This window comes from Paenibacillus sp. ALJ109b (assembly GCF_010747435.1).
GTDB lineage: Bacteria > Bacillota > Bacilli > Paenibacillales > Paenibacillaceae > Paenibacillus > Paenibacillus taichungensis.
The window spans coordinates 98667-113035 of the sequence record NZ_JAAIFP010000013.1 but is presented as its reverse complement, the minus strand read 5'-3'; the positions used below and the strand labels follow the sequence as shown (position 1 = coordinate 113035).

Sequence of the window (14369 nt, the reverse complement as noted above, 5' to 3'; positions counted from 1 at the left end):
GATTTCGTGTTGTCCCGATGTTACGGAGCGAGACGTCATTTGTCAACCCGGGGTTGTCTGTACTCAACATATCGGTTGAGCAGAGGCTTTCAATTAGCATATTGAATGTGAAGCAAATCCTCACAGCAATCGCTTTCAAGATACAGCATATGTAAACAAGCGCCATAGATTGACAGCATTTGTACCTGTCCTGATGAAAAAAAGATGGTGAAAAGCAAAACACCCTCGCTCCACAATGGAGAAAGGGTGCAACAAGTTCACTCATCTGAATACATAACCGTCATGGATATAGCAGGAACGCTGACCTGACCGTCTTTGGCTGTACGCAGCGTCTCAGTGCCAGCCTGCCCCTGCTCTACAACCACATTCCATGTACCTGAAGGAACGGAGGTTGTACGGGTTTCTTTGGAAGCATTGTAGATAATGATTATTCGTCCCCATGAATCTCCGACAGCCGTTCCTGCCAGTTCATAGGCCAACAGCCCTTTTCCTTTTTCAAGCAATCGAACATGGAGCTCAATCTCTTCCCGGGTGCGAAGACGAAAGGCAGGATGCTCGCGCCGAAGACGGATCAGGCCACGATAATAATCATAAACAGGCTTAAACTGCTGCTTTTGCTCCCACCGAATGGCATTGACTGAATCTCCACTCTCATGACTGTTGGCATCGCCATATTTACTTCGCAGAAGTTCATCTCCAGCCGCAAGCAATGGAACCCCTTGGGAAGTCAATACTATGCCATTAGCAAGCAGACAGCGCCGGACCGTTTCGTTCTCCAGTATGTGATCCGTGTCAACGTACAAATACGGCTTCGCCTGCTGTACAGCCTCTGCCACGTTGGCGCTGCCTTTCACACGACCATCCTCGCTATATGTGATAAATCCCAGCGTATCGTGCAATCCTTGTGTCTGGACGACTTTGTCCCACAGGTTGAGATTATCATGTACAGTTACATAATTAATCGTTTCAGATGGGCCAGCGGTAAAATCGGTAATGGCTCCCCGTACGCCTGTCCATATGTCATCTTCCTTTCCCTCCGCTCCTGTAGCAAATCCGGTCCCCGTTCCGTCGCTATCGCCTTTGATCGTTCCACGGAAGTTATCGTTAAATACGGCAAACCTGGCTTCGCGCTGTGCTCCCTTAAGTGTCATTTGATCCCCAAGTGGTGATTCCAGCGCACCCCAAGGTTCCCCGTATAAGAGAATGGATGGAGAAACCTCGGCATGCAGTTCAGCTGCGAGCTCTTTCATCGTTGTCATGTCGATCAGACCCATCAGGTCAAAACGAAACCCGTCCACATGGTATTCCTCTGCCCAGTACCGTACGGAGTCGATAATGAACTTACGCACCATAGGTCGCTCGGTAGCCACTTCATTGCCTGTACCTGATCCATTGCTGTACGTGCCATCCGGATTCTGACGGTAGTAATATCCTGGAACAAGCTTCTCAAATGAACTGGCTGCCGTATCAAACGTATGATTGTACACCACATCCATAATGACTCCGATCCCCTTCTGATGAAGGGCGAGTACCATCGATTTGAACTCACGAATTCTTGTCTCCGGCTCATCTGCACGGGATGCATAGGAACCTTCTGGAACGTTGTAGTGGAGCGGATCATAGCCCCAGTTATAACGTGAGCAATCGGAAGTCCCGTCATCTGCCTTCGATTCGTCCACTGTCGCAAAATCATAAACCGGTAGCAGATGTACATGAGTAATTCCCAGTTCAGCCAAATGATCGATTCCCAGTGTATTCCCGTTTGAATCGCGCAGACCTGTCTCGGTAAAAGCAAGATACTTTCCTTTGTGCCTCATGCCGGATGACTCATGGATCGAGAAATCGCGTACATGCAGCTCATATAAGACCGCATCTACCGGGCTCGCCAGTTCTGGACGTATATCCTCATTCCAGCCACTCGGGTGGGTCTGTTCCAGGCTGACGATGACTCCCATTTCTCCATTCATGGTTACAGCTCGTGCATAGGGGTCAACCGCTATCTCCTGCCGTCCGTCCTCAAAGGTGGCTCTGTACATATAACAATAACCGTTCCACTCACCTTCGAGCTTCAGGGACCAGATGCCCTGATCCTGCTTGTGCATAGGTATTTCTTTCTGTTCGTCCTGATTCTTCTGTTCATTGGGATTTCCCCCTGTTGAAGGCGGGGATATCAGCACGTCAACCTGCTTTGCGGTAGGCGCCCACACTTTGAAACTACAGGCTTGTGGTTCCATCGTGACACCCAGATCTCTTCCTTGGTATGTATCTACTACGTTTAATACGTCTAACTTGTGATGGTCATCAATCATGCTGTATATTCCCCTCTCGATGAGCAATAAAATGGATGTGAACAAATGCTCCTTACCTTTTATACCCCTTCTGTCACCTAACCATAATCTCGAGGATGAAAAAGAACATAAAAAACAAGCCATGCTTCACGTCATTTCACGTAAAACACAGCTTGTTCTTCAAATTACTTCCCGTTCAGCTGGGCATAAGACGCTTCAAATTCGGAAATGAGCTGGTCACCACCGGATTTTCTCCAGTTCGCCACTTCCTGCTCCCATCCAGCATCATCGATTTTGCCCATAATGTATTTGGTCTGTGCATCCCAGATCATCTGGTCCAGCTCCTGGCCACGCTCAGTATAGATAGCAGAAGACAAGGTCAGCGCCGGATTTGGAATAGCATACTGCTCATTCTCACGTGCCATCTTCGTGCCCTTCATACCGATTGGTACATCGACAAGCTCAGGCACGTTATAACCTTCAACGCTTAGCAGATTGTCACGATAAGGCTTCACTTCACGCTGGTATCCGTCGAAGTCTTTGAACTCGGTTTTGCCATCTGAAGTCTTCGTATAGTGCACATCTTCCAGACCACGCAACTGAAGTGTACTCAGCGGTTCGTCCATCAGTTGATTCAGGAACGTCAGCACCTGTTTTAACTGTTCTTCGTCCGGTACGGAAGCTTTAGGAATAACAAGCATCCCATAGTTCCCCGGTTCCCCGGCAATTCGAATGCCATCTGGTCCTTGGAACGGGGCCACATCAATCTCGCCATCAGGCACATTTGGTGTCAGCCGTTGCTGGAACGACTTTCCGTTTTGAGCAACACCGTTCAGCTTCATGGCTACGAGACCGGAGTCGATTTTTTTGTCCGCATCGGAAGGGTCCAGCGCTGGGAAGTCACTGTTGATCAATCCCTCACTGAATAGACGCTTGAACAGCTTCATCGTATCCACATATTCTGTGGTCAGGAATTCAGGGGTAAGTTTACCCGCATCATCCACACCCCACTTGTTCACCCCACCAATGCTTACGGCGATCCGTGTGAGCGGAGAGGATACACCTTCGTTGTACTTTTTGAACAGTACCGTTCCATACGTGTCTTCCTTGCCATTACCATCAGGATCATCCTTGCGAATGGAGCGCATCACTTCGTACCAGTCATCCAGTGTTTTCGGTACATCCAACTTCAGCTTGTCGAACCAGTCCTTGCGGTACACGATGGCTGTACGCCCGATATCGCGGAAGTTGGGTACCCCGTAGACCTTTCCTTCGATTTTGATATTGTCAAAATAAGCCTCGGATTGGGCAGACAGGTTTTTGTAATCCTTCAGGTAGGGTCCAATTTCCCAGAACAGCCCCGTTTTGGCTGCGTTAAATGTTGTGGGTACATAATTCACGCGCATGATGGTTGGCATCTCGCCCGAAGCTACCATGACATTCACTTTATCATCAAAAGCAGATTGCGGAATCCACTGTACACTGACATCCGTATTCGTATATTCCTCAATCTTTTGTTCAATCCCGTTCTCCTTGGCTGGCACATCACCAACCTGCATCAAAGAAATCGAAATGGGAAGCTTGCCTTCCCCTGCCGCAGGCGCTTTCTCTCCCCCACAGCCTGCAAGCAGTCCGGCGGACATTGCACCAACCACGACCAATCCGCCTAAACGAGACATCCGACCTTTTGGACTCATGAACCATCTCTCCTTTGGATAAAGGTTATGTACTTAAGCACTCGGATGACAGAACAACCTTCTGATCGCTGTTATCCCCAGATTTTTTTTGATTCCCTTTTAAATAAAGGGGAAAATCCGGGGATAAGCGTATGCTTCCGATGCAGCTTTCTTTCAGAAAGCTTTTAGGCGAACGCTTCGCTTCCTCAGGTTATTTCTGTCCTCTCCGTTCTCATACATGTTAGTTGGGCTTGTAAAGTTCCATCTCCACTCCTGCCAAAATAAATGGAGCTACCGATTTCGGATCATTGATCCGAATGGATTCAGTCACATAATACTCGTATGACCCGTCACGATACGGGGTACCGCCCAATCCTGCTCCGCCATTACACTGCGTCATGGACAATACACCTTCACGGTCCGTTTGCAGCAGATGCAGCAGCAGACCCTGATAACCCTTTTCTGCGATCGCTTTAAACTTGCCACTCAGATAACCCTTACGTACGCCCTTCGCCAGTGCATATACAAACATTGAGGTTCCCGAAGCCTCCAAATAATTACGCTCACGCCCTGGCTGATCGAGCAAATGAGGCCATAACCCGGACTGTTGGTCCTGTACATGTACAAGCGCATTCGCTACACGTTCGAAAATCCCCACAATCTGACCCCGCTGCTCATGATCTACAGGCAGATGATCCAATGTATCCACTACCGCCATCACATACCAGCCCATCGCCCGGCTCCATACATGCGGAGAACATCCGGTTTCTCCCGAGCTCCAGCGCTGTTCCTTGCTCTCATCCCAGGCATGGTACAGCAGACCACTGCGTGGATCACGTGTACGTTTCTCCACCAGCAGCAGCTGTAATGCCGCCTTGTCAAACCACTTCTCCTCGCCTGTAACCGAACCATACTGCGTTAGGAACGGCGTGGCCATATACAGCCCATCCAGCCACATCTGGAACGGATAGATTTTCTTGTGCCAGAATCCACCTTCACTCGTACGAGGCTGTCCCTTAAGCTGTACCATGAGCAAATCCGCGGCTTTACGGTATTTCTCTTCACCCGTTTTGTCCAGCAACAGGAACAGCGATTTCCCCTGGTTAATCTGGTCCAGGTTATACTCCTCGACTGCATAGGAGCGAATCGAGCCATCTTCCTGAATGAAGTTATCCATCAGTTCACGGATGTAGTCGAAATATTTCTGTTCTCCGGTATGGGTGTACAGCTCTTCCAGCGCTTTCAGCAGACAACCATTTTCATAATGCCAGGTCGGATACAGCTCATGATTGCGATAACTTTCCATGAACTGTTCAGCCATCCGTACCGGTGTGAATTGCAGGGTTTCTTTCATGATGTTCCTCCGCTTCCGGCTTTTTATTTAGCCTGTTTTTTGTAGTCTTCGGCATATTCCTCACGAATTTTGGTACCGCCCGCATTGCCCCAATTCTCGATTTCCTGTTTCCAGCCATTTTCATCGATTTTGCCCATAATATATTTGGTCTGCGCATCTGCAATCATCTGATCCAGATCTGCCCCACGGTCGCCATAAGTAGACGAGTACAAGGTTAATGCAGGGTTTGGCACAGCATGTTCCGCCAGCTCTTTGGCAAGTTCCGTACCCTTCTCACCGAGTTCGGTATCTTTCAATTTCGGCACATTGTATCCTTCTACGTAAGGCAAGTTATCACGATATGGCTTCACTTCACGCTGGAACGCATCGAAGTCGCTCATCTCCACTTGGTCTTCGCCAGCCTTCTTGTAATGTTTGTCTTCAATACCACGCATCAGCAGTGTCGCCATCTCCGGGTCCATCAATTTATCCAGGAAAGACAACAAGTTTTTCAGCTCATCTTCGGATTTCACCGTCGCTTTTGGGAAGGCCAGAATACCGGAGTTACCCGTCTGCCCCGCTACACGGTCGCCACTCACGCCAAGCAAACCTGCAATGTCTACTACGCCATCCGGGTCATTCTTGGACAGACGCTCTTGCTGGCTCTTCCCGTTCTGGGCAACACCGATACGCATGCCAACAACGCCTGTATCATATTTCTTCTCCGCTTCTGTGGAGTCAAATACGGCAAAGTCCTGATTCAGCAGTTTCTCGCTATACAAACGTTTCAGCAAATCCAGCACCTGCATATATTCCGGTGTCATGAATTCCGGCGTAAAACTGCCGTCATCTTCTACCTTCCACTTGTTTGGTGCACCAAAACTTACGCCAAGACGTGTAGTGAAGGAATATTGATCCTCGTTATACTTTTTGAAAAGCATTAGTCCAAACGTATTATCCTGACCGTCTCCATCCGGATCGGAGGTCGCCAGCGTCTTGATCGTTTCATACCATTCATCCGGTGTCGTTGGTACCTTGAGATTCAACTTATCAAACCAGTCTTTACGGTAAATCACCGTTGCACGGGCAATATCAGAGAATACGGGTACCCCGTAGATTTTGCCTTCCACCTTGATATTGTCGAAGAAACGCTCGTTCTGTGCAGACAGATTTTTATAATCCTTCAACAAAGGTCCAACTTCCCAGAATACATCGTTACGCATCGCACTGGTTACGGTTGGGTTATACTGCACTTTCACAATTTTGGGCATATCGCTGGATGCGATCATGACATTAATTTTGTCATTGTAAGCCGAAGCCGGAATCCATTGAATGTCCAGTTTGGTGTTCGTATACGCCTCGATCTTTTGCTGAACCTCATTACCTTTGCTCGGTACGTCGCCCACCTGTGCTATTGCAATGGACACGTTCTGCACGCCGCCCTCGGCAGCCTGACCTTCATCCGATCCGCATCCTGCCAGCAGGCCTGTTACCAATGCCAGTGTGCTCAAGACAGCTACGGCTTTCTTTTTTGTTGCTTTCATTAAACGAAAACCTCCCCTGTTTTATACAGTCATGAACCCGTTCTGATGTACAACCATGCGCATTTTCAACCTTTTACCGATCCCAGCATCACTCCTTTGGCAAAGTGTTTTTGCAGGAACGGATACACCAGCATGATTGGAATCGTGGAGAACACGATAACGGCCATGCGAATGGTAAGCGGCTGAATCTCGGTCTCTTCGATACTGGTATCCCCGATCCGGCTCTGAGCCAGGATGACAATTTCCCGCAACCATACCTGTACGGGCCACTTTTCACTATCGTTGATATAAATGACAGCGTTGAAGAAGCTGTTCCAATGAGCCACCGCGTAAAAGAGAGAAAATGTAGCCATTGCTGGCATCGACAAAGGCAGAACAATACGGAACAATACGCCCACATCGTTACATCCATCAATTTTGGCGGCATCCTCCAGTTCGTCCGGTATGGCTTGGAAGAAGTTCTTAAGTACGATCAGGTTGAACGCACTAATTGCGGTAGGCAGCATCAAAGACCATAATGTATCGGTCAGGTGCAATGATTTTACGACAAAGTAGGTTGGGATCATTCCCCCGCTGAAAAGCATGGTGAACAGTACACCCAGCAAGATCGGCTGACGTCCACGCAAGTATCTTCTGGAGAGCGGATACGCCATAAGCGACGTGAACAGCAGGTTAAGCAGTGTTCCGATGACGGTGATGTAGATTGATACACCCAGACTGCGAATCAATGTGTCTGTAGAGAAGATATAACGGTAAGCAGCAAGGGAAAATTCTTTCGGAAAAAGAATGAATCCTCCCTTCGCTACTTCATGTGGACTAGTAAACGAGACGGCCAAAATATAAATGAACGGGATAACGGTCACGATTCCGATCAATAGCAGAAAACCATGATTGAGGATATCAAAGATCCGGTTGCCCCACGTTTTATCCTGTTGCATCTTAATGTTCACTCCTGTCTGGTGAAGAACGTCTGCTGCCAAGCGTTAGTAGACGCCTTCCTCCCCGAATTTTTTGGCCATCGTGTTGGCACCCAGTACAAGCGCCAATCCGACCACCGACTTGAACAAACCAACAGCAGCACTATAGCTGTACTGTGCCTGTGTGAGACCTTTGGTGTAGACGTAGGTATCAAATACCTCACCCACATCCCGGTTCGTCGGCGTGAGCATCAGGAAGATCTGTTCAAAGCCTGTATCCAGGAAGTTACCCAGACGCAGAATGAGCAAAATAATGATTGTACTGCGGATGGCAGGCAGCGTAATATGCCATGTCTGACGCCAGCGATTGGCACCATCCATCCGTGCAGCTTCATAGAGCTGTGTATCTACACCGGAGAGTGCCGCAAGGAAAATAATCGTGCCCCAACCTACCTCTTTCCAGATGGATTGTCCAACAATCATCGTTCGAAACCAGCCAGGCTCAAGCAGGAACGCCACTTTTTGCCCCGTCAGGTTATAAAGTAATTCGTTAATAGCTCCGCCCTCGGTTGTGAACAGCATGTAGAACACACCAACCACAACAACCCAGGAAACAAAGTGCGGAACATATACCAGCGTCTGTACAAATCGTTTGAATCGTTCACGGCGAACTTCATTCATCATGAGTGCCAATACAATTGGCAGCGGGAAGAAGAACACCATATTATAAATCGCTAGCAAAAACGTATTCCGGAACAAAGTCCAGAACTGCGGTTCCCCGAAGAAACGCTGGAAGTGCTTGAACCCTACCCAGTCGCTGCCCAGAATGCCCTTGTAAGGCGTGTAATCCTGAAAAGCCATCGTAATGCCGTACATGGGTATGTATTTGAAAATAACAAAGTAGAGCACGCCCGGTATCAACATAATATAGAGCCACCGGTTTTTGATGATGTCCCTCCACAGCAGGTTTTTGTCACTGCGGGTAGCGGGTCGTGTCCGAGCCGCCGTTTCGGCTTTCATAGTGTCTTCCTCCCCACGTTGGAAACGATTACAAAATATCACTTCCTGAATTCATGTCTTCATTGTGGAGGATAAACGGGTAACTGGCTATCGTCTCGTTTTAGCTTCTTGTTTTCCCTTATGCAGCAAGGGTTTAAGGCATTTGTAACTCTGGGTTGCTCCCCTGAATGAACCACATTTAACCTTCGATATTCCCGTCTTAACCCTGCTCCGAACACAGAACAAAGAATGACCCTAAAACAAAGAAAAACCTGCCTGCCATGGCAGGCAGAGCAGGTTGCTTTTATCGCTGCTGCTCCCGGTATTTTCCGGGGGTAGTTCCCGTAATTTTACGAAATGTACGGATAAAAGCGGTAGGGTTCGTGTAATTGAGTTTCTCGGCAATCTCTGATATTTTCAGGTTGGTCGTCTGCAGCCAGGTTTTAGCTTTTTCCATCCGGTATTCGGCAAGGTATTCCGTAAAGTTCACACCAGCCTCCTTCTTGAACACACGGCTCAGATAGACTGGATGAAAATTCAGTTCTTCTGCGCAAGCTTCCAGTGACAATTCACGATCATATCGCTCCTCGATCAGCCGAATCATGCGCCGGGCAATATTCAAATATTGTGACTCTTCCTGTTCGCGCCAGAATCGAATGACAGGTTGAAATAAACATTTGCGGAACCAGTTCGTCATTTCATCCAATGTGGACAACTTCAGCAATCGAGCCATGGAGGCCTTTTCACCCAATACTTCCGCAACATTCCCCCCCTGCTCCTGTACAAGCTGATACACACGGGACAATAGCTGAACCATGATAACGGGGTATTCGCTGAAGTGCAGCTTCTTGTCCGCGAGCAGACTGAGGTATTGCTTAAAGTACGCATCGGTTTTCTCCTCGTCCCCTTGCTTGAGTGCAGAAGCCAACTGGTCCTCAATCATCCTGAGCTGTGTATATAACGCTGCCTCCGTCTGTCCGCGCGGCTGAATATCCTCGTAATGCAAAATAATACGACTGCCCAGACTTACCCTGCCTTGCAGAGCCTCACGACTCTCCTGGTAAGCCCTTGGCGAATCACCTATTGCAGAATAGGAACGACTAATACCGATACTTACAGGCAGGTTCAGATAGGTAACGACCCGCTCACGGATCAATTCCGCTTGAGTGTGCATCCACTCTTTTAGTTGTACTTCATCATCCAGCACGGATGCCAATACCGTAACTTGGGCGTCATCAATCATGACAGGTGCGAAACGAATCTCAGAGGGCAGCAGTTCACCAACCATATTGTTTAATGCGAACAGCAGCAGATCCCGGTCCTGCTCTTCATACCTTGTCCCTTCAAGGGTGTCAATCTGAAGTGTAAGTACCCCAAGTCTAGCCCATGAGGTTGGAAAATCGTATAACTGACCCTGATATCTGAAGTCATCTTCCGATATTTTGCCTGTAAGCAGTTTGGTCATAAAAAATTCCTGCAAATGAACATGCTGTCCCTTCATCTGCTCACGCATCGTTTTCTCCGAGCTGAACAAAGTCGATAATCGCTCTTCAATGTATATAAATTCATCCTGACGGCGTCCCGACGGAGCCATTGGAGAATCCAGTCCTTTCGTAAACTGCAGAAGTCTGGAAATGGGAGAATACATCTTACGACTGCCATAGAAGGCTACTAGTCCCGTCAAACATAACATGACCAGCGTAGCCACACCTGTAACCAATGCAATTTTCTGCGACTGGGCAGTTATCTGACTCAGCGATACAACGGACACATACAACCAGCCATTGAGTGGGGACTGCCTGTAGCTAACCGCCACCTGACTTCCTTCCACCTCTGCGCTGAAGAAACCCTCCGACTGTCCCGTCGTTTCTACCTTTTCGTGGATTTCCTGATTCAGCGCATCGTATTTCCCGTCTTGTTCTGTATCATTGAGAAAATATTTCTGCTCCCGATCAAGGACGTACATATCCCCTGAATTCGGATTTCGACTTAGAAATGTGCTTAGCTCTGTATCGGCTATATCTATAACCAGAAATCCCTTTGGTTTCACATTCGTCGGTATCATCGGAATCTTGAATACCATGCTGACCACATTGTCGGATGAAATAAGGGTAGGCGCTTGTTCTTGTGCCGCTTCACCGACTCCGGCCGATACCGGTATACTTTCATTGGTTGAACTCACATTTTGCGTCACCCAAAACAGGCTGTTTGTATATTTCAAATAAGAGCCTATCCGGTCCCGAATACTGAAATCATCCAATTTTCCAAAGGATCGCATCGAAACAACCCAGTCTTCATCCAGATTCACGAGATAGGCCTGATCAATATTTGTAACCGATTGCAAATTATTAAATCCGGAAGTCAGATCACGAATTTCCTGAAATTCGCTGCTGTCCAGCGGTTTTTTCATCGCTTGTAATACCAGTGGAGAATTCACATATTGGATGGACGATAATTGCAGGCTGCGCAAAACTTGCTCTACCCGCATTTGGGTCTGATGCAGAATCTGCAAATTACTCTCCCGCACCTTCTGCTCAATGTCACTTGAGGCAATCGAATAGGAGACCGAACCAATTATAATGACCGGAAGGGCTCCGAGTATCATGGTAAAACAGAGCAAACGCAGCAGGTATTTAGGCAAAAAGAGCATCCTCCTTTGTGCATTTTGCGTGATTTGAACGAGAACGATTTCGGAATCACTTCCCGAACTAATGCAAAACGTATGTATAATATCGCTTTCATTGGATTAATTTACTATTGTTATTTTAAAACCCATTGTTATTCAAGTCCACTATTTATTATTGAAGGTTGACTTCAAAGCAATTTCCAGTTTATATTAGTTGCATATTCCTCAATCAAAGGAGAGATTTTGATGTCGGTGAGCGTTCTTAACTAACAAGTTTCATATTCAGGAGTTTGGCCTTCGATTCACTTGTGCCTTGTGGCATACGTGTATTTCATGATGCGCCATTACCCTGTACTTAGTTAAGAACAGCGGATATCATAAATCGCCTCCGGGATTGTACGTGTCCGGGTCTATTTCCGCGCTGTGTTCAGCGTGGATTTTTTTGTATAGACCTATAACGGGCCCTACTTTCCCGTACGTTAAGGGCGGAGAATGACGTTTGTTCATTCTCCGCCCTTTTTGCGTTTTCCGGGAATATGTCCCATCGCTTTAACCGAAATTCCATTTTATATCCAAGGAGAGATCAAGCATGAATGAAAAAACTTTAACCAGTCTGGGTTATCCCCAAATTCAAAAAAACGTTGCAGCCTGTGCCCTATCCTATTTGGGCAAACGTTACGCAAGAGACATGAAGCCAATGGTGGACGCTTCTCTGATACAAATGCGTCTGGAAGAGACCGCTGAAGCGGCTGCTTTGATTCGTAACGGCGCCAGTGTGCCCATTCCATCACTGGATGGCATGGAGACCATTATGGACCTGCTAGGTACCGGTTATTTATTTACGGAACGTGATTTCAGCCATCTCGCTCAGTTTCTTCGCAGCTGCGCACAGCTTATGAAATACATGGAGGGCAAATCCGAAGTGGCCCCGACAGTTAGTCGCTACGCTTCATCCATGATATGGATGGAATCCCTGCTGAGTGAGATTGAACGCTGTATCCATAGTGGACGCATTCAGGATCAGGCGAGCAAGGAGCTGATACGTATTCGTAAAAAAATGACGGTGAATGAGGAACGCATGAAACGCAAGCTGGATTCTCTTATAAGCAAACACCGCTCCATCATGCAGGAAAATGTGATTAGTCAGCGTGGTGGAAGAACAGTGCTGCCCATTAAGAAAGAATTCCGCAAACACGTTAAAGGCAGTGTGCTGGATGAATCGGGAAGTGGCCAAACCGTATATATTGAGCCTGCTGAATTAGTAGGTCTGCAAATGGAGCTGGCTTCACTGCAAGCCGAGGAATCACGGGAGGAGATGAAAATTCTCGGTGACTTAACCTCCCTCACAGATTCTTATAATCGAGAAATCTCACTAAACACGGAAACGGTAGGAATTCTGGATTTCCTGTTCGCCAAAGCGAAATATGCGGCGACCATGGATGGACGGACTGTACGTGTCAATGCCAATGGACGGGTTCGGCTTCATAATGCCCGCCATCCATTTATGGGTGCATCCATGGTTCCGCTTGATTTTGCAATCGGTCAAACGTATTCTTCACTAATCATTACAGGGCCGAATACGGGTGGCAAAACGGTTGCACTCAAAACATTGGGTCTGCTCACCTTGATGATGCAATCCGGTCTGCTTGTGCCTGTCGCTGAAGATGGCGAGATGGCCGTATATCATGAAGTCGCTGTGGATATCGGTGATGGACAGAGCCTAGAGCAAGCACTCAGTACCTTTTCTGCACATATTCGCAACATGATTGGCATCCTGGAGCAAGCCGATTCATCGACACTTGTTCTTATTGACGAGATGGCCTCCGGTACCGATCCCGGTGAGGGAGTGGGACTCTCGATCGCCATGCTGGAGGAGCTGCACAGCCGTGGAGCTACCGTTATCGCCACAACCCATTTTGGGGAAATCAAACATTTTGCAGCAGCCACGCCTGGATTTGAGAATGCCCGAATGGAGTTCGATACAGTCTCTCTTCAACCTCTTTATCGATTGCGGATCGGAGAAGCAGGGGACAGCTATGCCTATTCCATTGCACTGAAATTGGGTATGCCACAGCGTATTATTGAGCGCTCCAAGCTCATTTCAGATCAGGGTGTCCCACAAAGTGTCTCTTCCAGCTTCACTTCATCCGTGCCTAACGTAAATTCAACGTCATCGCAAATAAACAGCACGGTTGAACAAGAACAATGGAATGAAACAAAGAACAAGACGAAACCTGTCAGCCCGTCCGTACAAACTGAAACAAAAAAGCAATCTGCTGATCGGCCTGAACTATTAGAACCCGCTTCCCCTGCCAAAGCATTCCGAAAAGGGGATCGCGTCTATGCAGCTTATCTGAACCAGTCAGGCATCGTCTGTGATGTGGAGGACAGTCGCGGAAATATCGGAGTCATGCTGCGCGGACGTAAAGTCAAAATTCACAAGAAACGTCTAACTCTGCACATCTCCGCAGATGAACTATATCCGGGTGACTATGACCTCGACATTGTGCTGGAGACCAAAGAGAACCGTAAGAAACGCAAACTGATGAGTCGCAAGCATGTGGAAGGACTAAAGATTGAATTGCCCCCTGAAGAATAACCACAGGATTGATATAATGGGTTGAGTTGCTATACTTTAATAAACCTATCGATCGTTCGTGGTTTGAAATTCATGGGGGAAGGAAGACTCGTATGTCTGTTGAGCAAGATACAAAGAAAGTCACTCCAGAAGTTCTTGTATGTCCTTTGTGTGGGGAGGCCAATGGCTGCTCCTATGCCGCTGGTCGTCCTCATTCAGAATGCTGGTGTAACCGGGCTGTGTTCCCAGAAGGGGTATTTGACCCCATTCCGGCAGAACAGCGAAGGAAGTCCTGCATCTGCGAGGCATGTCTGGATACGTATAAAAAGAAGACAGAGCAAAATAAAGAGCCCCACAGTTAACCCTGTGAGGCTCTTCTTCTATCGATATGATGTTGTATTGAAATAC

The 14369-nt window shown here is 47.7% G+C and carries 9 protein-coding genes; 2 read left to right on the top strand and 7 right to left on the bottom strand.

The features are described from left to right. Positions 1–257 precede the first annotated feature (257 nt). From pulA to G3352_RS15005, 7 genes are all read right to left on the bottom strand, one after another. Entirely contained in the window at positions 258–2309 is a 2052-nt protein-coding gene (pulA, locus tag G3352_RS15035; protein ID WP_163757586.1) for a type I pullulanase, read from the bottom strand. 164 nt (positions 2310–2473) lie between these two features. Continuing rightward, positions 2474–3985, bottom strand: coding sequence for an extracellular solute-binding protein (locus G3352_RS15030; RefSeq protein ID WP_163757583.1), 1512 nt, complete (start codon positions 3983–3985; stop codon positions 2474–2476). Positions 3986–4205: 220 nt separating this feature from the next. Beyond that, a complete protein-coding gene (locus G3352_RS15025) occupies positions 4206–5318 on the bottom strand; it encodes a glycoside hydrolase family 88/105 protein (RefSeq protein WP_163757581.1) in 1113 nt (370 codons plus the stop codon). Between the two features lie 23 nt (positions 5319–5341). After that, complete coding sequence (locus tag G3352_RS15020) at positions 5342–6841, bottom strand: extracellular solute-binding protein (RefSeq protein ID WP_099856847.1); 1500 nt, start codon at positions 6839–6841, stop codon at positions 5342–5344. A 65-nt stretch (positions 6842–6906) separates the two neighbouring features. Beyond that, entirely contained in the window at positions 6907–7779 is an 873-nt protein-coding gene (locus tag G3352_RS15015; RefSeq protein ID WP_024633116.1) for a carbohydrate ABC transporter permease, read from the bottom strand. 45 nt (positions 7780–7824) lie between these two features. Further along, positions 7825–8778: an ABC transporter permease gene (locus tag G3352_RS15010; protein WP_063566889.1), complete on the bottom strand. Its 954-nt coding sequence runs from the start codon at positions 8776–8778 to the stop codon at positions 7825–7827. A gap of 283 nt (positions 8779–9061) precedes the next feature. Continuing rightward, the gene (locus G3352_RS15005; RefSeq protein ID WP_163757579.1) at positions 9062–11398 is read right to left on the bottom strand and encodes a helix-turn-helix domain-containing protein; all 2337 of its coding nucleotides are present in this window, start codon (positions 11396–11398) and stop codon (positions 9062–9064) included. A gap of 574 nt (positions 11399–11972) precedes the next feature. Between G3352_RS15005 and G3352_RS15000 the strand changes: the two genes are divergently transcribed. Beyond that, complete coding sequence (locus G3352_RS15000) at positions 11973–13982, top strand: endonuclease MutS2 (protein ID WP_163757578.1); 2010 nt, start codon at positions 11973–11975, stop codon at positions 13980–13982. Positions 13983–14074: 92 nt separating this feature from the next. Continuing rightward, positions 14075–14323, top strand: coding sequence for a cysteine-rich CWC family protein (locus G3352_RS14995; protein WP_079697440.1), 249 nt, complete (start codon positions 14075–14077; stop codon positions 14321–14323). Positions 14324–14369: the final 46 nt, after the last annotated feature.